The organism is Promicromonospora sp. AC04 (assembly GCF_003058225.1).
Lineage (GTDB): Bacteria > Actinomycetota > Actinomycetes > Actinomycetales > Cellulomonadaceae > Promicromonospora.
This window is the reverse complement of sequence record NZ_QBUG01000001.1, coordinates 987,366-1,007,651: the sequence shown is the minus strand read 5'-3', so window position 1 is coordinate 1,007,651 and position 20,286 is coordinate 987,366. Positions and strand designations below refer to the sequence as shown.

General features: G+C 72.7%; 15 protein-coding genes. 4 read left to right on the top strand and 11 right to left on the bottom strand.

Annotated elements, in window-relative coordinates:
• The first annotated feature begins 13 nt into the window (after nt 1–13).
• Nucleotides 14–1,084: an LCP family protein gene (locus C8K30_RS04375; protein WP_233256962.1), complete on the top strand. Its 1,071-nt coding sequence runs from the start codon at nt 14–16 to the stop codon at nt 1,082–1,084.
• A 57-nt stretch (nt 1,085–1,141) separates the two neighbouring features.
• On the opposite strand, the gene C8K30_RS04370 is transcribed toward C8K30_RS04375, so the two are convergent.
• Nucleotides 1,142–2,851: a phospho-sugar mutase gene (locus C8K30_RS04370; RefSeq protein WP_108491915.1), complete on the bottom strand. Its 1,710-nt coding sequence runs from the start codon at nt 2,849–2,851 to the stop codon at nt 1,142–1,144.
• A 73-nt stretch (nt 2,852–2,924) separates the two neighbouring features.
• Nucleotides 2,925–3,764, bottom strand: a complete 840-nt coding sequence (locus C8K30_RS04365; RefSeq protein ID WP_108491605.1) for a purine-nucleoside phosphorylase — start codon at nt 3,762–3,764, stop codon at nt 2,925–2,927.
• An 89-nt stretch (nt 3,765–3,853) separates the two neighbouring features.
• Here C8K30_RS04365 and C8K30_RS04360 point away from each other — a divergent pair, with 89 nt between their 5' ends.
• Complete coding sequence (locus C8K30_RS04360) at nt 3,854–5,410, top strand: NAD(P)H-quinone dehydrogenase (protein ID WP_233256961.1); 1,557 nt, start codon at nt 3,854–3,856, stop codon at nt 5,408–5,410.
• Between the two features lie 15 nt (nt 5,411–5,425).
• On the opposite strand, the gene C8K30_RS04355 is transcribed toward C8K30_RS04360, so the two are convergent.
• The 4 genes from C8K30_RS04355 to C8K30_RS04340 form a co-directional block, all read right to left on the bottom strand.
• The gene (locus tag C8K30_RS04355) at nt 5,426–5,890 is read right to left on the bottom strand and encodes a hypothetical protein (protein WP_233256960.1); all 465 of its coding nucleotides are present in this window, start codon (nt 5,888–5,890) and stop codon (nt 5,426–5,428) included.
• Between the two features lie 9 nt (nt 5,891–5,899).
• Entirely contained in the window at nt 5,900–6,400 is a 501-nt protein-coding gene (locus C8K30_RS04350; RefSeq protein WP_108491603.1) for an NUDIX domain-containing protein, read from the bottom strand.
• A gap of 89 nt (nt 6,401–6,489) precedes the next feature.
• Nucleotides 6,490–6,954: a hypothetical protein gene (locus C8K30_RS04345; RefSeq protein ID WP_108491602.1), complete on the bottom strand. Its 465-nt coding sequence runs from the start codon at nt 6,952–6,954 to the stop codon at nt 6,490–6,492.
• A gap of 54 nt (nt 6,955–7,008) precedes the next feature.
• Entirely contained in the window at nt 7,009–8,811 is a 1,803-nt protein-coding gene (locus tag C8K30_RS04340) for a biotin carboxylase N-terminal domain-containing protein (RefSeq protein ID WP_369939259.1), read from the bottom strand.
• A gap of 406 nt (nt 8,812–9,217) precedes the next feature.
• On the opposite strand from C8K30_RS04340, the gene C8K30_RS04335 reads away from it, so the two are divergent.
• Nucleotides 9,218–10,219 carry a type IV toxin-antitoxin system AbiEi family antitoxin domain-containing protein gene (locus tag C8K30_RS04335; protein WP_146197322.1) on the top strand — a complete coding sequence of 334 codons (1,002 nt, stop codon included), beginning with the start codon at nt 9,218–9,220 and terminating at the stop codon, nt 10,217–10,219.
• Nucleotides 10,220–10,301: 82 nt separating this feature from the next.
• Here the strand turns inward: C8K30_RS04335 and C8K30_RS04330 are convergent, their stop codons facing one another.
• Nucleotides 10,302–11,012, bottom strand: coding sequence for a nucleoside triphosphate pyrophosphatase (locus tag C8K30_RS04330; protein WP_108491912.1), 711 nt, complete (start codon nt 11,010–11,012; stop codon nt 10,302–10,304).
• Nucleotides 11,013–11,211: 199 nt separating this feature from the next.
• The gene (locus C8K30_RS04325) at nt 11,212–12,909 is read right to left on the bottom strand and encodes a DUF885 domain-containing protein (RefSeq protein ID WP_108491600.1); all 1,698 of its coding nucleotides are present in this window, start codon (nt 12,907–12,909) and stop codon (nt 11,212–11,214) included.
• 149 nt (nt 12,910–13,058) lie between these two features.
• On the opposite strand from C8K30_RS04325, the gene C8K30_RS04320 reads away from it, so the two are divergent.
• A complete protein-coding gene (locus C8K30_RS04320; protein WP_108491599.1) occupies nt 13,059–15,818 on the top strand; it encodes a glycosyltransferase in 2,760 nt (919 codons plus the stop codon).
• A gap of 2,137 nt (nt 15,819–17,955) precedes the next feature.
• On the opposite strand, the gene C8K30_RS04305 is transcribed toward C8K30_RS04320, so the two are convergent.
• The 3 genes from C8K30_RS04305 to C8K30_RS04295 are packed head-to-tail and all read right to left on the bottom strand — an operon-like array spanning nt 17,956 to nt 20,275.
• Complete coding sequence (locus C8K30_RS04305; protein WP_108491596.1) at nt 17,956–19,518, bottom strand: glycosyltransferase; 1,563 nt, start codon at nt 19,516–19,518, stop codon at nt 17,956–17,958.
• A complete protein-coding gene (locus C8K30_RS04300) occupies nt 19,515–19,754 on the bottom strand; it encodes an acyl-CoA carboxylase epsilon subunit (protein ID WP_108491595.1) in 240 nt (79 codons plus the stop codon). The genes C8K30_RS04305 and C8K30_RS04300 overlap by 4 nt, the downstream gene beginning before the upstream one ends.
• Nucleotides 19,751–20,275 (bottom strand): hypothetical protein, encoded by a 525-nt coding sequence (locus C8K30_RS04295; protein ID WP_108491594.1) that lies wholly within the window; start codon nt 20,273–20,275, stop codon nt 19,751–19,753. Before C8K30_RS04295 ends, C8K30_RS04300 begins: the two co-directional genes overlap by 4 nt.
• Nucleotides 20,276–20,286: the final 11 nt, after the last annotated feature.

The window sequence follows — 20,286 nt, the reverse complement described above, 5'->3', positions numbered from 1 at the left end:
AAGATCACCGACCATGGCTGCCCCCGATCGCATGGGCGATCTTCTCGCCGTACCCAACCCCGTCGACGGAGACCTACGTCACGCACGACGTGCCCGCCGGAGCAAGGGATTCGTCGCCGGGGTCGTCGCCGGCGCGCTCCTGCTCGTCGGCGGTGGCGCGACCGCGGCCTACTTCGGCTACCGGATGTCGCTCGACGACAACGTGGAACGGCTCGACCCGTTCGCCGAGATCGACCCCTCGACGCGCCCCAGCGCCGCGCCCGCGGAGGGCCCGACGGCGCCCGTGAACATCCTGGTGCTCGGCTCCGACAGCCGGATCTCGGCGGGCGACCCGTCGGCGTGGGAGGCCGGGGCTCAGCGCACCGACGCGATCATGCTCGTGCACCTGTCCGCCGACCGGCAGACAGCGGCGGCGATCTCGATCCCGCGCGACTCCTGGGTGCCCATCCCCGGTTACGGCGAGGCCAAGATCAACGCCGCGTTCTCCTACGGGGGGCCCACCCTGATGATCCAGACGGTCGAGGACCTGACCGGGGTGCGCATCGACCACTTCGCGGTGACCGACTTCGAGTCCTTCACGACCCTCACCGACGCCCTGGACGGTGTCCTGATCACGGTGCCCGACGGCGCCGGCGGATCGGTGCGGCAGGCGATGACCGGTGAGGAGGCGCTCGCCTTCACGCGCGAGCGGCACGCCCTGGCCAACGGCGACTTCGGCCGCGTGCAGCGGCAGCAGGCCTGGATGCGGGCCATCGTCGCGAAGGTCAACAACAACCGGCGCGACCCCCTGAAGATGACGAGCTTCTTCGAGGCGGTCACCAGCTCGGTGGCGGTGGACGAGGCGCTCACCATCGACAAGATGCAAGAGCTGTTCGACAGCGCCCGGGAGATCTCGACGAACGACATCGCGTTCATGACCGCCCCCTACACGGGCACGGGACGCAGCGCCGACGGGCAGTCGATAGTCGTGCTCGACCGTGCGGCGTTCGACCCGCTCATGCAGGCCGTGGCGAAGGACGAGGTGCCGGACTTCCTGGCCGCCAACCAGGACACGATGGACCTGTTGCCCGCAGTGGTGCAGTAGTCGCTCTGCTCCTCCGCCGTCCCCGCCGCTCCTGAGGGACGGGGACGGCGGGGACGGTCAGAGCCCCAGGACCGAGCTGAGGTCCGTCTGCACCCGGGCCAGGCGTTCGCGCGCGGCCACCCGCGCCGCGGACAGGGCGTCCGCCGAGGCCCCCGGGTCGACCGGCGCGACCACCTCGATGTAGCACTTGACCTTGGGCTCGGTGCCGCTCGGCCGCACGATCACGCGCGTGTCGTCGGCGGTGAGCAGCAGCACACCGTCCGTCGGCGGCAGGCCGTCCATGCCCTCGGCAAGATCGCGCACGGAGTCCACGGGGGAGCCCCCCAGGACCGACGGCGGCGCGTTGCGCAGCCACGTCATCGTCGTGTCGATCCGAGCGAGATCCTCGAACCGCGCCGAGACCTGGCCCGTGACGTGCAGCCCGCACGCCCGTGCGATGTCGTCGAGGCGGTCCAGGAGGGTGCGGCCCTCACCCGCGAGCCGGTTCGCCAGCTGCGCGACGGCGACCGCTGCCGACAGGCCGTCCTTGTCCCGCACGTGCTCGGGGTCCACGCAGTAGCCGAGGGCCTCCTCGTACCCGAACACGAGACCGGGGGCGCGGGAGATCCACTTGAAGCCGGTGAGCGTGGTGGCGTGCCTCAGCCCGTGCCGGGCCGCGATGGCGGCCAGCGCGCGCGACGATACGATCGAGCAGGCCAGCTTGCCGCCCGTACCGGCGTTCGCGGCCCGTTCGGCGGCGTCCCAGCCGAGCAGCATGCCCACCTCGTCGCCGTGCAGCATGCGCCAGCCCTGCGACCCCGCCGTCTCGGCGCCCTGGTACGTCCCGTACTGCGGGTCGAACACGGCGACGGCGCAGCGGTCGGCGTCGGGGTCGTTGGCGATGACGAGGTTCGCGTGGGCGTCCTGCGCCAGGGCGAGCGCCATGTCGATCGCCCCCGGCTCCTCCGGGTTGGGAAAGGACACGGTGGGGAAGTCCGGGTCGGGCTCGGCCTGCTCCTCCACGGGCACGACGTCGGCGAAGCCCGCCTCGGCCAGCACCCGCGCGATCGCGGCGCCACCCACCCCGTGCAGCGACGTGGTGACGATGCGCAGCCTGTTGCGCGGCTCGCCGTCGTGCAGCGTGGCGACGGCCGCGTGGTACTCGTCGGTGATCTCCGGACCGAGGACGGTCCAGCCGGACTCGGCGCGCGGCACGTCCTTGGCGGGGCCCACCCGGGCGATCTCCTCGGCGATCCGGGCGTCGTACGGCGGGATGATCTGCGCGCCCTGCCCGGCACCGGCGACGACCCGCCCGCCGAGATAGACCTTGTAGCCGTTGTCGGCCGCTGGGTTGTGGCTCGCGGTGACCATCACGCCGGCGTCGGCGGACAGGTGCCGCACCGCGAACGCGAGGACCGGGGTGGGGCCCGGCGCGGGCATGAGCCGCACCTCGGCACCGGCAGCGACCAGCACGGCGGCAGTGTCCCGGGCGAAGGCGGCGGAGCGGTGCCGGGCGTCGAAGCCGACCACCACACGCGGGGGCACGCCCGCGGCCTCCGCCTCGAGGAAGGCGCCCAGCCCGGCGGCTGCCGCGATCACCACTGCCCGGTTCATCCGGTTCGGCCCGGCCGCCATGGCACCGCGCAGGCCCGCCGTGCCGAACTGGAGGGTGCCGGAGAACCGGTCGGCGAGCTCGGCGACCGCCAGGTGAGCCACGCTGTCGTCGCTGGTCCTGGCGACGAGGTCGCGCAGCTCGTCGATGTCGGCGTCGTCGACGTCGGCGGCCATCCAGGCCTCGGCGCGCGCCACGAGCTCGGCCGTCGAAGGGGCCCCGGTGGCGGTCGGCAGGTCGGCGGTCACGTCAGAGCTGCTTGATCACGCGCGCGAGCAGGTCGCTGATCCGTGGGCCGGCCTCCCGGCCCGCCTCCAGCACCTCCTCGTGGGAGAGCGGGTTGGGGCTGATCCCGGCGGCCAGGTTGGTGGCCAGCGAGATGCCGAGCACGTCCATGCGGCAGTGCCGGGCGGCGACGGCCTCCATAGCCGTCGACATGCCGACCAGGTCGGCGCCCATGAGGCTCGCCATCTTGACCTCGGCCGGGGTCTCGTACTGCGGGCCGTGGAACTGTGCGTACACACCCTCGGGCAGGTCGGGGTCCACGCTCCGGGCGATCTCGCGCAGGCGCGGCGTGTAGATGTCCGTCATGTCGGCGAACTTGGCGCCCTCGAGCGGGGTCTGCCCGGTGAAGTTCAGGTGGTCCTTGATGAGCACTACCTGCCCGGGACGCCAGCCGATGTGCACGCTGCCGCAGCCGTTCGTGAGGATCACGGTCTCGCAGCCGGCAGCCGCCGCGGTGCGGACGCCGTGCGCCACGCGCCGGATCCCGAGGCCCTCGTAGAGGTGCGTGCGGGAGCCGAGGACCAGCGCGTGCCGCACCGCGCCGTCGGGCCGCTCGATCCGGATCGACCGCGTCGTGGACCGGTGGCCCTCGACGGCGGGCTTCACGAAACCAGGGATCTCGGCGGTGGGGATCTCCGCGACGACGTCGCCGATCAGCTCGGCCGCACCGCCCCAGCCGGAGCCGAGGACGAGCGCGATGTCGTGGCCCTGCACCCCGGTCTTGGCCGCGATGTACTCAGCGGCGGCGGCAGCGACGTCGAAGGGGTCGGTCGTCGGGTCGTCCAGATCTGGCTCCATGCTCATGGTCCGAGGTTATCGCCACTTTCTCCCTGGCACGCGCCCACGGGGCACAGCGAATTCAGTACGCCCCTCGACGATGCGAGAATGGGGCAGTGACCCCCCTCGATCCCGCAGCTGTCCCGCCCCATGTCGTCGTCGTGGGAGGTGGCCCCGGTGGCTACGAGGCAGCGCTCGTGGCGCGCAGCCACGGCGCACAGGTCACTGTGGTGGAGCAGCAGGGGCTGGGCGGTGCGGCCGTCCTGACCGACGTCGTCCCGTCGAAGACGCTCATCGCGACCGCGGAGTGGATGACCATCGCCGACCGGGCCCCCGAGCTCGGCATCCGCATGCCCGACGAGGTCGTGGACCCGCTGTCCGACGTCGACGTCTCGCTGGCGACCGGCGGCATCCCCGTCGTCCGCGCGTACTCAGCACCCGCCGCCCCCACGCTGGGTGGCGCGGGCGTGCAGGCGGCGGCGTCCGCCGCCGGGACCGTCGAGAAGCGCAAGCACTTCGTGGACCTGCAGGCCGTGAACAAGCGCGTGCTCGCGCTCGCGCGGGCGCAGAGCGCCGACATCCGCGGGCGCCTGGAGCGTGAGGGGATCCGGATCGTCGCAGGCAAGGGCCGCCTGGACGGCCCGGCGCGCGTGGTCGCGGAGATGGTCGACGGCAGCACCGAGGTGCTGCCGGCCGACTCGATCCTCCTCGCGCTGGGCGCCACGCCGCGCACCCTGCCCACCGCCGTGCCCGACGGCGAGCGCATCCTCACCTGGACGCAGATGTACAACCTGCGCGAGCTCCCCGAGCGGCTGATCGTGGTCGGCTCGGGTGTCACGGGCGCCGAGTTCGCGGGCGCGTACAACGCGCTGGGGTCGGACGTGGTGCTCGTCTCCAGCCGCGACCGGGTGCTGCCCGGCGAGGACGAGGACGCCGCCGAGCTGCTGGAAGGCGTGTTCCGCTCCCGGGGCATGACCGTGCTGTCCCGCTCGCGTGCCGCCTCCGCGGTGCGCACCGACGACGGCGTCGAGGTGACGCTGTCCGACGGGCGCGTGGTGCACGGCTCGCACGTGCTCGTGGCGGTCGGCGGCGTGCCCGCGACGTCGGGCCTCGGGCTCGAGGAGGCCGGGGTGCAGCTTTCGGAGACGGGGCACGTCGTAGTGGACCGCGTCTCGCGCACCTCGGTGCGCGGCGTGTACGCGTCCGGCGACTGCACCGGCGTGCTCCCGCTCGCGTCCGTGGCCGCCATGCAGGGCCGGATCGCCATGGCGCACGCCCTGGGCGACGCCGTCCAGCCGCTCGCCCTGCGCATCGTCGCCTCGAACATCTTCACCGCGCCCGAGATCGCGACCGTCGGCTACAGCGAGGAGAAGCTGCGCGCGCAGAACTCCCGCTACATCACGACCACGCTGCCGCTCGCGCGCAACCCGCGCGCCAAGATGCTCGGCATCCGGGACGGGTTCGTGAAGCTCTTCGCGCATCCCGAGGCGGGTGTGGTGCTCGGCGGCGTGGTGGTGGCGCCGCGCGCGTCCGAGCTGATCTTCCCGATCACGCTGGCCGTGCAGCACCGGCTCACGGTGGAGAACGTGGCCTCCGCGTTCACGATCTACCCGTCGCTGTCCGGCTCGATAGCGGAGGGTGCGCGCGTCCTGGACGCGCGCGTCGGCAAGTAGCTCTCGTCCGGCCCGTCAGGCGACGGAGGCCTCGAGGACGATCTGGCCGCCCTCTACCTTCGCGCTCGAGACGGTGATGCCGGGGACCTTGGCCTCCAGCAGGCGCTCGACGTCGACGGCGATCCGCGCGTCCGGCTGTACGTCGACGACACCAGGCGGCAGGCCCTGCTTCGCGACCTCCTGCTCGATCGGCGCCGCGGCGAGGCTGAGCAGCCGGTGTGCCGGTAGCCCCGCGGCGTTCACCTCGACCGAGAGCGTCGCGACGCCCCGCTCGAAGGAGGCCAGCTGGACGTCGGCCCGCACGATCGGGGCGATCTTCACGGCCAGCTTGAGCGGGCCGGGCAGGGTCTCGAGGCGGCGCAGGTCCGCGACCACGCGAATCACGTCCCCGTCGCCGACGACGGAGCTGATGACGGGCGGGGCCTGCTTGGCGATCCTCGCCAGGCCGAGCACCTCTTCGGGTGCGATCCGGATATGCACGATTCGACCCTAACCCAGCATCTCGAGCAGGCTGGGCAGAGCCTCGCCGAACGCGGGCAGCAGGGTCAGCTCGTCGATGTCCCTGAGGTCCACCCAGCGCACCGCCAGGCTCTCGGGGTCGGCGGCGCGCGGCTCGATGTGGTGTCCGGGGGCGACGTCGGCCACCACCGTGGTGTATGCCCAGACCGGGTGCTCCAGCACGTGCGTGCCCACGACGTGCACCGCGGCGGGATCGATCGCCGCCTCCTCGGCGGCCTCGCGCAGGGCGCCCGCCGACGGCTTCTCGTCCGGGGCGAGGGCGCCGCCCGGGATGCCCCAGGTGCCGCCCATGTGGGACCACAGCGCGCGGTGCTGCAGCACCAGGTGCGATGGCGCGCCGTCGGCGTCCCGGCGGACGAGCAGCAGGCCGGCGGCGCCGAACAGGCCCCAGTGCCGGTGGTCCCCACAGGTCACCCAGCCGTCACCGCCGTGCCGGTGGAGATGGGGCGGGGGCTCGGTCGCGTTCGGCACGGCGTCAGTCTGTCAGTTCGGGCGCGGGCTGTCAGGGATCGGCTCGCGGCGGACGGCGTCCGCCGCGAGCCGACGGGGGCAGGGCCGGCTCAGGAGGGAATGCCCTCGACGACGACGTTGCCGCCCTCGAACCGGAATCCGGTCACCTCGGAGAACGAGCCGCGCATCAGGGCGCGCACGTCGAGGGAGATGGTGCCGTCCTTGCGGAACTGCACCGAGTGCTCGGGCAGGCCGCTCTTCCGCACCATCTTCGCGATGGTGCCCGAGGCCAGCGGGAGCAGCTTCGAGGCCGGCAGGCCGGCCGCGTCGGCGTCGACCTGGAGCACCGCGACGTTCTCCGAGAACGAGACGATCTGCGCCGAGCCGTGCATGACCGGTACGGCCTTGGCCGCGATCTTGACCGGGAGCGGGGCGTAGGTCAGGCGGCGCAGGTCGGCGGTCAGGGCCATGGCACCGTCGTCGCAGGTCAGCTCGCTGACGAACGACGGAAGGGTCTTGCGCGGACGGACGAGGGCGATGGCCTCTTCGGGGCTGAGGGTTACGACGTGAGTCACGTCGCAGAATCTAGCGGATCAATCGCGACCTCATTGACCCGTTTTGCCGTGGACTCAGTCGACGATCTCGCAGAGCGGGGCGCCCGCCGTCACACCCGCGCCCGGCTGGGCCGTCAGGGAGCGCACGGTGCCCGCGCGGTGGGCCAGGATAGGCTGCTCCATCTTCATGGCCTCCAGCACGACGACGAGGTCGCCCTCGGCCACCTGCGCGCCGTCCTCGACCGCCACCTTGACGATGGTGCCCTGCATGGGGGAGGCCAGCGTGTTCCCCGCCGAGCCCCCTGACGCCTTGGCCCCGGCGCTGCGCCGGGCGGGGCGGCGGGCGGCGTTCGCGGTGCGTGCGCGACCGGCGGCGACACCGAGGCCCGCGGGCAGCACGACCTCCAGCCGGCGTCCGCCCACCTCGACCACCACCCGCTCGGCGGCCATCTCCTCCACCTCGGCCTCCGGGGCGGGCGCCGCCGGGGCGAGCGCCTTGAGCTCCTCGGCGAACTCCGTCTCGATCCAGCGGGTGTGCACGCGGAACGGTGAGCCGTCGGCCGGGACGAACGCGTCGGCGTCGAGCACGGCGCGGTGGAACGGGACCACCGTCGGGATGCCCTCGACCACGAGCTCGCGCAGCGCGCGGCGGGCCCGCTCGACCGCCTGGGTGCGCGTGGCGCCCGTGACGATGAGCTTGGCGATCATGGAGTCGAAGGCGCCGGAGACGGAGTCGCCGGCGACGACGCCGGTGTCGACGCGCACGCCCGGCCCGGACGGCCACACGATCGTGTTCAGGCGGCCCGGCGCCGGGAGGAAGCCCGCCGCCGGGTCCTCGCCGTTGATGCGGAACTCGATGGAGTGCCCGCGCACGACCGGGGAGTGGTAGCCGAGCGCCTCGCCCGCGGCGATGCGCAGCTGCTCGCGCACCAGGTCGATGCCCGTGACCTCCTCGGTCACCGGGTGCTCCACCTGGAGCCGGGTGTTCACCTCGAGGAAGGAGATGGTGCCGTCCGCGCCGACCAGGAACTCGCACGTGCCCGCGCCCACGTAGCCGGCCTCGCGCAGGATGGCCTCCGACGCCGCGTACAGGGACTTCTCCTGCTCCGGCGTGAGGAACGGCGCGGGCGCCTCCTCGACCAGCTTCTGGTGGCGGCGCTGCAGGGAGCAGTCCCGGGTCGAGACCACCACGACGTTGCCGTGGGTGTCCGCGAGGCACTGCGTCTCCACGTGGCGCGGCTTGTCCAGGTAGCGCTCCACGAAGCACTCGCCGCGACCGAACGCCGCGATCGCCTCGCGGACCGCCGAGTCGAACAGCTCGTCGATCTCCTCGAACGTGCGCGCGACCTTGAGGCCGCGGCCGCCGCCGCCGAACGCCGCCTTGATGGCGATCGGCAGCCCGTGCTCCTCGGCGAAGGCCCGTACCTCGCCGCCGTCCTTGACGGGGTCGGGCGTGCCGGGCACCAGGGGGGCGCCCGCGCGCTGCGCGATGTGCCGCGCGCTCACCTTGTCGCCCAGCGCCTCGATGGCCGACGGCGGCGGGCCGATCCAGGTGAGCCCCGCGTCGATCACCGCCTGCGCGAACTCCGCGTTCTCCGACAGGAAGCCGTAGCCCGGGTGCACGGCGTCGGCGCCGGAGCGGCGGGCGACGTCGAGCAGCTTGGCCGGGTCCAGGTAGGTGTCCGCCGCGCGAGCGCCGCCGAGCGCGAACGCCTCGTCGGCGAGCCGCACGTGCATGGCCTCGCGGTCCTGGTCGGCGTAGACGGCGACCGACGCCAGCCCCGCGTCGGCGCATGCACGGGCCACGCGGACGGCGATCTCACCACGGTTGGCGATGAGCACCTTCGAGATGGTTCGGGGCAGGCTGGAACTAGGCACGGCTCACCGTAACCCTCCCTCGCGGGGCGGATGTACTGCCTCCGGGTACCCGGGAGAAAGTCTGGGGACCAGACCAACCCCGGAGCTGCGCGTTTGGAGGATCCACACATGGCGTCGGCACTGTGCAGTCCACTGACCCGCCCGACCTTGTGGGTATCAGGTAAACGACTGCCTGCTCTGCTGACCACCGGTGTCGAACGTAGGGTCCGTCGGCGCATGGGTGCTCATACGCCGATCACTCCTACGTTCGGCACCGGGTGCGGAAACGTAGTTGGTGCGGCGGCGGGCAGTGGGGGCCGTGGGGGGCGGCGGCGAGTGCGACCACAGGGGGCGTCTGGGGCGATCTGTCCACAGTTCCGCTGCCAGGGTCGTCGTCGGCGGGCCTTGTCAGGGTGGGATCGACGCCATGAGACCTCGGAGGACCCTGCCGCAGCCGCTGCTGTCGGCTGCCGCTGCGCAGGAAGGCCTGGTGAGCAAGGCGCAGTGCGACGCGGCGGGACTCGACAAGGACGCCGTGGCGCTGCTGGTCGAGCACGGTCGGTGGCGCCGTGTCGTCCGCGGCGTCTACGACACCGATCCGCAGCCCGTGGGGCGGCGCCGGCGGGACGACTTCCACGGCCACGTCCGCCGTCGGTCCGCCTGGACCGGGATGCTCGGCGTGCCCGACGGGATCGCCACCGGCGCCTGCGCGCTCGCGTTGCTGGGACTGGACGGGCTCGTCACCGAGGTGACACCCGAGGCCGCGCGGCCAGGGGGGATGCATGCGGTGGTGAGCGGGGGCCTGGTGCTGCGCCGGTACCGCGGCTTCGCCGACGAGCCGTACCGGGGGCGGCGGATCGCGTCCGTCGTCCCGGCGCTGGCGCAGGCCCTTCCTTACCTCGCCCGGGGCGAGGTGGTGGCGGTCCTCAGCGGTGCCCTGCGGGACGAGCGCATCGACCAGAGCGGGCTGCAGGAGGTTCGCGGACTGCTGCGCGGCCGCCGAGGCGCCGCAAGGTTGTGGCGGCTGCTCGACCTGGCCGCGGTGCTCGACGGGTCGACCGCCGAGTCGTTCGCCCGGCTGTCGTTCATCGACTCGGGGGTGCCGCCGGACGGTCAGCAGGTCACCTTCACGCTGGACGGCGCCTTCCTGGCGCGTGTCGACTTCGTGTGGCGCCTGCCGGACGGCCGGTACGTCGTGGCCGAGATCGACGGGCGTGCGTTCCACGGCGGGGAGAGCATGCTCGCCGACGACTCGCACCGGCAGAACCGGCTGGTCGCGACCGGCAGGGTGATCGTCATCCGGTTCCCGGCGGCCAGAGCCCTGGACACCGAGGCGCCCACCGTAGGCGCAGAAATGGCCGACCGCCTGAGTGCTCTGGGCTGGCGCCCCACTCCAGGGCCGTTGAACGTAGGGATCGTCGCTCTCTGAGCGCTCATCAGCCGACGATCCCTACGTTCGGCCGGCCGCCGGCCGCCGGCGGCCGGGCGCGCAGCGGCCGGTCAGCGGGTCGTCACGCCTCGCGGAGGGCGCGCCATGGGATGTTCAGGTCGCCCAGCAGCTCGCGGAGGAGGGGGAGGCTGATGCCGACCACGCCGTGGTGGTCGCCCTCGATGCGCTCGACGTAGGGGCCGCCGAGGCCGTCGATGGTGAACGCGCCGGCCACGTGCAGCGGCTCGTCGGTCGCCACGTAGGCGTCGATCTCGTCGTCGTCGATGTCGGCGAACCAGACCGTGGTCGAGCTGGTCGAGCCGAGGGTGCCGCCGGTGCCGCCCGCGGCGTCGTCGCGCAGGTCGACCACCCAGTGGCCCGTGTGCAGCACGCCCTTGCCGCCGCGCATGGCGCGCCAGCGCTCGCGTGCGGCGGCCGCGTCTGCCGGCTTGCCCACGATGGTGCCGTCGATCTCCAGCATGGAGTCGCAGCCGACGACGATCACGTCGGCGGGCGCCTCGGTCTCGGGAGAGCCGGCCCCGGCGGGGGAGTCGTCGGCAGGAGCCTCGGCGTCGGCCCAGGACTCCTCCAGCCGTGCCGCCACCTCCTCGGCCTTGGCCTGGGCCAGGACGAGGACGGCGTCGGCGGGGTCGAGCTCGCCGAACCGGTCCGTGGCGTCGGCGAGGACCTTGTCCTCGTCCACGCCGGACACGACGACTTCCGGCGTGACTCCGGCGGACTTCAGCGTCGCGAGTCGGGCGGGGGACTGGGAGGCGAGGACCAGGCGTGGCACGCGCGCCACAGTAACGAGAATGCGGGTCGGCGAAACAGGAAAAGGCGAAATCCGTGTCACGTGACCCACGTCACTCCGGCCGTGGCACGGCGACCCAGCGGCGACCCATGGGCCGGGACGGGCCGGGACAGGCCGGGACAGGCCGGAGCAGCGGCAGGGGCAGGACGCCGTCGTCGACGCCCCGCCCCTGCCGGGACGGTCAGGCCAGGGCCTCGCGGAGGGTGTCCAGGCCTACGGAGCCCAGGTTGAGCGCACGGGCGTGGAAGGCCTTGGCGTCGAACTCCTGGCCGGCCGGCACGGCCGCCTTGGCGGCGTCCCGCGTCTGCTCCCAGAGACGCTGCCCCACCTTGTACGACGGCGCCTGCCCCGGCCAGCCGAGGTACCGGTTGAACTCGAACCGCACGAACTGCTCGGGCATGTTCACGTTGGCCAGCAGGAACGGCCAGCCCTTCTCGGCGGTCCACGTACCGCCGCCCCACTGCTCGGGGGCGGGCAGCCCGAGGTGCACGCCGATGTCGAACACCACGCGGGCCGCGCGCAGGCGCTGCGCGTCGAGCATGCCGAGGCGGTCGCCCGGGTCCTCCATGTAGCCGAGCTCGGCCATGAGCCGCTCCGCGTACAGGGCCCAGCCCTCGCCGTGGCCGGACACCCAGCAGGCCAGCCGGCGCCAGCTGTTCAGCGTCTCGCGCGCGAACACGGCCTGGCCGCACTGCAGGTGGTGGCCCGGGACGCCCTCGTGGTAGACGGTCGTCTTCTCGCGCCAGGTGTTGAACTCCGTGACGCCCTCGGGCACGGCCCACCACATGCGGCCGGGCCGGGACCAGTCGTCGCTCGGCGGGGTGTAGTAGATGCCGCCCGACTGGGTCGGCGCGATCATGCACTCCAGGTCGAGCACGGGCTCGGGGACGTCGAAGTGCGTGCCGTTCAGCGCGGTGATCGCGGCGTCGGACGTCTCCTGCATCCAGGCCTTGAGGGCCTCGGTGCCCAGCAGCCTGCGCGCGGGGTCGGCGTCGAGCACCGCCACGGCCTCCTCGACGGTGGCCCCGGGGCCGGCGATCTGCGCGGCGACCGACTCCTGCTCGGCGACGATGCGGGCGAGCTCCTCCAGGCCCCATTGGTAGGTCTCGTCGAGGTCCACCTTCGCGCCCAGGAAGTGCCGGGACCACAGGGCGTACCGGTCGCGGCCCACGGCGTCGGCCTCGGGTGCCTGCGGCGCGAGGTCGCGCTCCAGGAAGTCGGCGAGCTTCGCGTAGGCCGCCTGCCCCGCAGCGGCGCCGTGCTCCAGCTCCTTGCGGACCAGGCTGCACGCGGCCGAGTCGTCCAGCACGTCGTCGACCGCCTTGCCGCGGACGAACGACGTGAAGAACGAGTCCGGACCGGCCAGCTCGCGGGCCTGGACGACGCACTCGCGCACCTGGCGGATCGCCGCGACGTTCCCCTGCGCGGCCGCCACGGTGAGCGACTCGATGTACCCGTCGACCGCGCCCGGCAGCCCGTTCAGGCGGGAGGCGATGTTCTCCCAGGCCTCCACCGAGTCGGTGGCCATGATGTCGAAGACGTCGCGCAGCTGCTGCACGGGGGACTCGATGTTGTTGAGGCTGCGCAGTTCCTCGCCGGCGTCGTGCAGCTCCAGGTCGAGCCCGATGCGCTCGCGCATCGCGGACAGCGTCACCCGGTCGACGTCGTCCGCGGGTTCCGCACCGGCGAGCTGCGCCAGGACGTCGCGTCCGGCCTGGGCCACCTCGTCGTGTCCGGCGGGCGACAGGTCGCCGATCTCGTGGTCGTGCCCGGGCAGACCCATGGCTGTGGCCGACAGAGGAACGAGTTCAGTGAGACGCTTGACGTAGTCATCGGCGATGCCGTCGATCTGCGTGGATGTGCGCACAGGGCTGGTCATGAGCGCCGAGCCTACGTCGCGACCGCCGGTGGCAACGAGAAGTTAACCCGCTGCGTGGCGCCCCATGAGGCCCCCGGATCGGCCTGGACGGTACGATCGTCACCGGCTTGAGCGCTCACCAGCTCGCCGACCCCGAGAAAGGTAAATGCATGAACGTTCGAGGCCGGAGCCTGCGCCGCCGCGCACTTCGCAAAATCGCCAGGACGGCTGATCGCTGGGCCGGCACCAGCGCGCCGCAAAAGAAGAAGCCCTCCGCTCCGGCGCCGGCACAGGCACCTGCGAAGGCATCGTCCTCGGCGCCGGCGGCCAAGCCGACGGTCAACGAGAAGGCCGTCACGCGGCTGAAGGGCTCGTACCGGCAGATGACCGAGGTGGTCCTCGGGCTCGAGCCCGGCGCCCTGCCGGAGGAGGAGGTCCGCGCGAAGCGCGAGTACGTCCACGCTGCCAAGCGCATGGCGGCGGACGCGGAGCTCGCCCGCCTCCTGCGGTCCGGCGTCCCGCTGACGGACGCCGTGGTCAACCTGATCCGCGGCCGGTTCACGCGCAAGCTGAACTCCGAGGTCCTGGTGGGCGCCCGCGCGCTGTGCCACTCGCTCCACGACCAGCCCGAGACCCGCCAGGCCGGTGCCCTCGGCGGCGCGCTCGTCGCGCGGCACGCCGGCACGTACGACCTCGCCTGGGACCTGTTCTCCGAGGTGCCGCGCGACGTCGTGGCCCGGAACACGCCGGTCGAGTTCCTCCGCACCGCGGCCCAGGTCGGCGACCTGAGCGTGGTCGACGAGTGCGTCAAGTGGATCGACCAGGGCCTGGTGCACGGCGCCAAGGACCTGTTCGCCATGGCGTCGATCTTCTTCGCGGTCAAGGAGCACTCAGCGGCGTCCCGCGCGATCGACGCGGCCCGCGAGGCCGGCGACGCGGACGAGAGGCTCGCCCGCCGCATCGAGCTGCTCGCCGACTTCACGGCGCGCGCCATCACGCCGCAGACCGCGACCGTCCCGCAGGGGCACGTCTCGTTCGGCGTCATCGACTACAAGCAGCCGGACGAGGGCACGACGTCGTCCAACGTGGGCGACTACGTGCAGACCATCGCGAGCCTGGGCCACCTGGTCCGCCACGCGAACCTGCGCCTGCACGGCGACGACGAGCTCGTCGAGGTGGTCTCCGAGCTCCAGGGCCGGGTGCGCCCCGAGCTCGCGATCGACGGCCCCGGCGCCGACGTCCAGCTGATGGCCCTCAACCGCGACTCGTCGAGCTACGACGCCGTCCCCGAGAACACGTGGGCGATCGCGTTCGGCTGGTACATGCAGGACATCTTCGGGCTGGCCTACGACTTCCCGTTCAACCCGAACGTGAACCCGCTGTTCATCTCGTTCCACGTGAACCGCCCGAACATGCTCACGCCCGAGGCGATCGAGTACCTCAAGGCGCACGGCCCGATCGGCTGCCGCGACTGGAACACGGTCTACCTGCTGCTCGCCCGCGGCGTGCCGGCCTTCTTCTCGGGCTGCCTCACCACGACGATCAGCACGGTGTTCCCGGACGCCGCCACGCCGGTCCCGGTCGGCGGCCCCACCGCCTACGTGGACACCCCGGCGCCGACGGACGACGCCATCCAGATCACGCAGATGCACGAGGACGTCCGCTGGACGTCGATGGGCCCGAACGTCCGCGAGGCGCTGGGGCTCCTGGAGAGCTACCGCTCGGAGTTCGGCCAGGTCGTCACCTCGCGTCTGCACTGCTACCTGCCGTCGTGGTCGATCGGTGCGAACGTGCAGTTCACCCCGAAGAACCGCGCCGACGTGCGGTTCGCGGGCCTGCTCGACGCCGACGAGAACGACCTGAACGCGATGCGCGAGCGCATCCGTCGCCTGCTCGCGCCGGCGATGGCCCTCGTGCTCCAGGGCGCGTCGCGCGAGGAGGTCTACGCCGAGTGGCGCAAGACCGTCGCGCCGGAGGTGGCACTGGCCGAGGAGCGCTTCGCCGCCCCGACCACGAAGCTGACGGCGTCCTTCGACGTCGACGAGGCGTGCCGGACGGCGCGTGCGTCGCGCGTGCTGACGCCGGCCACCGCGCCGCGCACCGGTGAGGTCGTCAACGTGGCGGTCGCGCTGGACGGCAACCTCAAGCAGGAGATGGAGATCGTCATCGGCGGTATGGTCCAGCACTCGGACCGTCCGCTCCACGTCGTCGCGCTCACGCGCGACCACACCACGGAGGACCACGACCGGCTCGCCGGCCTGTTCCCCGAGGTCAGCTTCGAGTGGATCGCGTGCGACGACATCGACTACGGGCCGGTGCTCGGCATGCTCAAGCACATCACGGTCTCCACGATGGACCGCCTGCTCCTGCCGGAGCTGCTCCCGAACCTCGACCGCGTGGTCTACCACGACATCGACGCGCTGACCGTCAAGGACATCGCGACGCTGCACGACGTCGACCTCGGTGGCTCCCCGCTCGCCGCCCGTCCGTCCGTCGGGCACGGCGTGCGCAGCGGTCTCGGCAACATCCTGAAGCAGGGCCGCCGCCTGTCGGAGGAGCCCGTGGTCGCCAACGAGTTCTTCCGCGCGATGTACCAGCGGCACCCGAACGACTTCGACGGCTTCAACGCGGGCATCCTGCTCATGGACCTCGCGCAGATGCGGTCGGAGGGCTTCACCGCCGACTACGTGGCGTACGTGGAGACCTACGGTCTCAACGACCAGGAGATCCTGAACTGCTACGCCGGCTCCCGGTACCGCAAGATCGAGCCGGCCTGGAACAACTGGCCCACGCAGGAGACGGTGACCGACCCGAGCATCGTCCACTGGGCGGGCTGGCTCAAGCCCTGGAACCAGGACCTGTACGTCAAGTCCCGCGACCTGTGGGACAGGGGTGCCGCGTTCGTCGCGTCGCGACGTACCAGCGCGTGACCGACACGCTGCACACGGACGGGGTCCTGCACCGCGAGGTGCGGGACCTCGTCCTGGCTCTGGGCGAGCGGCGGAAGGTCGCCGCTCCCGCGGTCATCTCGGCGCTCATCCGGGTCGGCCAGGCCGGGGACCCGGTGCTCGCGGCCGATCTCGCGGCCGCCGCGTCGGCCCGGTTCACCGGCCGCGCGCGCGTGCTCCTGGCGTGCGCGGGAGCCCTGGAGGGTTCGGGGCAGCCCGCCTCGGCGGTGCCGCACCTGCGCCGGGCGCTGGAGCTCGGCACGAACAACGACCACCGGACGGCCAGGCGCCTCGCACGTGCGCTCGCGGCGTCCGGCGCGTCCATCACTGAGGTGGACGACGCCTACGCGCAGGTCCTGCGGTACGAACCCGAGGCCGCGCCCGCCCTGGGCGAGTGGCGCGAGGTGGCGCGCGACGCGGACGACGTGCCGTTCGCCGAACGGCTCTCCGCGCTCCAGGAGGATGCCGAGGGCCCGCTTCCCGTCGTGCTGCACGAGCTGCTCCGCGGGCCGGCGGGCGACACGGCGCGCCAGGTGCACGCCGCGGCGCTCGCGGCCTTCCTCGACGGCGACGCCGCACGGGCGTGCGCGCGGGTCTGGGCGGCCTACGCCGCGCTCAGGCCGCTCCCCGAGGCGGACGCCGATCTGGTGGCCGCGCTGCCGAACGTCGTCAAGGAGCTGTACTTCCTCGCCACGCTGCCCCGCATGATGACGCCCGACGAGGCGCTCGCCGCCGGGGTGCCGCTCGACCCGGACGCGATCACGTGGTGGCGTGAGGAGTTCCTCAGCCCGGACGTGCCGCAGCCGGACGACCGCGAGTTCGTCACGCTGGCCCAGCGGCAGGCCGCCGACGCCGACGACCCGCACCTCGCTCACCAGACCCGCGCGGTCCGGGACCGGACCCTGGTGCTGCGCGACCTCCTGACCGGTTCGGAGTGCGCGCCCTTCGACACGGTGGTGTCGTTCGGCAAGGCCGTCTACTCCTTCGGGGACGACGAGCTCGCGATGCTGCTGAGCCTCGGGGCCGGCCACCGGGCCGCCTACGTCTTCCTCCCGGCGCGCGGGCTCCTGCTGGACCTGGGCGCGACGTTCGCCCGGCCCATCCTTCCGCCGCACCGGATCGCCAACCTCTCCAGGGACCTGCTCCAGCGCCTGGTGACTCAGCGGGACCGGTATGCCGAGGCCGTCGCGAACCGCCCCACCCCCCGGGCGGAGCGCACGGTCGTGCTGCAGATGACCATCCCGGAGAACTTCGCCCACCACATCTGGAACTTCCACCCGGGCGTCGAGCGGCTGATCGACCACGGTGTGGCCGGGAACGTCGCCGAGGTGCGCACGGCCGGGACCGGGTTCTTCGGCTCGTTCCAGGAGCTCTTCCCGGAGTTCTCGGGCGCGCGGATCGTCGACGAGCCGCGTAACGGGGTGCGCGATCCGTACCCCTTCTCGCGCGAGTACCTGGTGGTCGCGGTCGGCGGGTACTTCATTCGCAGGTCGCTTGTGGACCGGATCCGTGAGCGGGTTGCACGGGAGGAGCCGACACCAGGGTTCCCCCAGCCGCCGTCGGCCGGAGGGGGGCTACTGCCGGGGCCGGTGATCTGGATCGGGCTGCGCGTGCGCAGCCGCGCCTGGGCGGACCAGGAGCAGGAGGCAGCCCGGTTCATCGACGCGTTGCACCTGCGCTACCCGCGGGCGCTGGTCGTGCTGGACGGCTACTCGTACCCGATGGGCAACGACCTCGTCTCGGAGCAGTGGCAGGGCAGCATCGACGAGCTGCACGCGGTGGCCCGGGCCATCAAGGGCAACGTCCGGCGCGGTGACCAGGTCATCGACCTGGTGGGAAGCACCCTGCGGGAGGCCGTTCTGTGGGCCGAGGCCACGGACGTGTACATCGCGCCCAACGGGACGAGCCAGCACAAGGTGGGCTGGTTCAGCGACGCCCCCGGTGTGGTGTACGCGCCGAGGTCCCTCGGCGACCTGCCCCCCGAGCTCCGGCCAGGGGCACGCGAGTCGGAGGGCCGGCCCGTACCGTCGACCATCCTCGGTGAGCCCGTCGGTGAGGGCGAACGCCGCGGCCGCAACGACGTCCGCCCCCACCTGGAGAACCTCCGGATCGACCGGGGTCAGCTCCTCGCGATGGTGTGCGAGCTGCTCGAGTCGCGACCGGCGACGTCGTCGAGCAGGTCCCGCCAGGCGTCCCTGTACCGGCGCGGCGAGAAGCTGCTGGTGACCCGCCTCGCGCCGCGGCTGAGCCGCCGGGCGAGCCGGTTGTCCTCGAGCACCTGAACCAGCCGGGCGGCGAGGGCTTCGACGTCGTCGCGCGGCACCAGGAACCCGTTCTCGCCGTCCCGGATCACCTCGGCCGGGCCGTAGTTGCAGTCGTACGCCACGAAGGGCGTGCCAACCGACATGGCCTCGGTGAGGGTGAGCGGCAGCCCCTCGTGGAGGGACGACATGGCCGCGACCCGGGCGCCGGCGAACGCGTGCAGCGCCTGCGACGTCGCCCCGTGGAAGCGGACGTCGTCGCCGAGCTCCAGGCCGAGCTCGGTGGCGAGCTTCTTCAGGGAGTCCTCCTCCGCGCCGTGCCCGTACACGTCGAGGTGCGCACGCGGGACGCGCTCGTGCACCAGCGCGAACGCCCGCAGCAGGTGGTCGAGCTGCTTCTGCGGTGCGAGCCGGCCCACGAACACCACGGAGTCCTGGTCGCGCCGTACGCCGCGGACCTTCGGGCGCGGGGCGGCGTGCCGCAGCACGTGCAGCGGCAGCCCCGGGTACCGCGCCAGGAGGTCCGTACGCTGCCGCTCGGTGAGGCAGACCATCGCGTCGACGTTCGTCGTGTCCGCGAAGAACTCCTGCCAGTGCGGCTTGGTGGGCGCCGTCGAGTCGTAGGGCTCGCCGAAGTGCGAGTTGTGCAGCACGGAGACGCCCCGCATGCGCGGGTGGCGCATGAGGCGCAGGCTGCGCTGCCACACGTTCTCGCCGTCGGCGAAGACGACGAGGTGCCGTGCCGACGCGAACGTGGTGTCGAGCCAGCGGGCGATCGCGCCCGCGTAGTCCCCGACCGGGTCCTCCCGCAGGCGCAGGCGGGCTTCGCCTGCGCCGACGTGCCCGGTGACCTCGGCCTCGAGCCAGACCGCGCGCCCGTCGACGACGAACTCGCGCCGCCGCCCGCCGCCCCCCGGCGCGAGGTGGTCGATGGCGACGAGCGTGCCGTGCGCGAACGCCCACAGCGACTCACGCGAGCCGTCCTCACGCAGGACGACGAGCTGGCGGGTGACCTTGGTGTCCTTGTCCAGCAGCTCGATCGTCCGCAGCGTGCCGTCCACCAGGGTGCGCACCTGCACGGCGTCGTCCACGGTCCGACGGCGGCGCTGCACGCCGGGTCCGTCCGCGACCCGGGGCACCTCGACGGGTTCCACCTCGCGGGCACGTGCCCGGTCGACGGCGTCGGGCCCGTCGCGCCACAGGACCAGCAGGCGGACGTCCGGGTGCAGGAGGCCCTGCGCGCGGACCCACGCACCGTCGTCGTCCAGGAGGCCGGTCACCACGAGGGTGGTGCGGTACCCGCTGTCGGCGTAGAGGTTGGCCCGGGCCAGGACGGCGCGTGTGCCGCCCGCGATGCGGTGGCCGAGCGAGCGGACGAACAGGACGACGTCGGTGTCCCCAGGGCGGGGAGCCTTCGTCATGAGCGCAGGCTCCAGCGCCACGCGTCGGCGTTGTGCCGACCGGAGCGTCCGCCGAAGTTCTTGGCCGTCGCGGCCCCGTTCCCGCGCAGCACGCGGGAGTGGTTGATCCACTCGTCGAGCGGGGCGGCGTCCTCGGGCTCCTGGCTGGTCGCCGCGACCGCGGCGAGGCCCGCCACCAGGGCAGCCACCTCGACGTCGTCGGGCTCGCCGCGCACGACGCGCACCTGGGAGCTCACTCGTCGTCCTCCTCGTAGAAGCCGAAGCCGGGCGCCTCGCCCCGTGAGGCCGCCCACTCGGCGATGTCGTAACCGCCCTCGGAGAGCTGCGTCGCCACGGACTCGCCGGCGGCGTCGAGCAGGTCGATCACACCGTCCAGGGACGCGTCGCCGCCCCGCGCGCCGACGACGAAGCCCAGGTAGAACGACTCGCCGTCCTCCGGCGTGTCGGACTCGAGGATCTCCTCGGCCTCGCCCTCGTGCTCCGGCTCCCACACCGACGAGGTGAGGTCGGGGTGCATGCCCAGCGCGTTGTGCAGCGCGTCGAACAGGGTGGCGTTCAGGTGCCCCACCTTCGACTCGAGGGCCAGCACTCGCGGGTCCTCGTCCGCTTCCGCCGCGCCGAACTCGGCGCGTACGCCCACGGCCGTCCCCACGTAGTCGTGCAGCGCAGCCGCCAGTGCGTCGACCGCGCGGTGCATCGGCTCCGTGTCGACGCGGCCCATCGGCGCCGGGCCGTGGGTGGCGTCCTCGTGGCTCATCTGATTCCTCA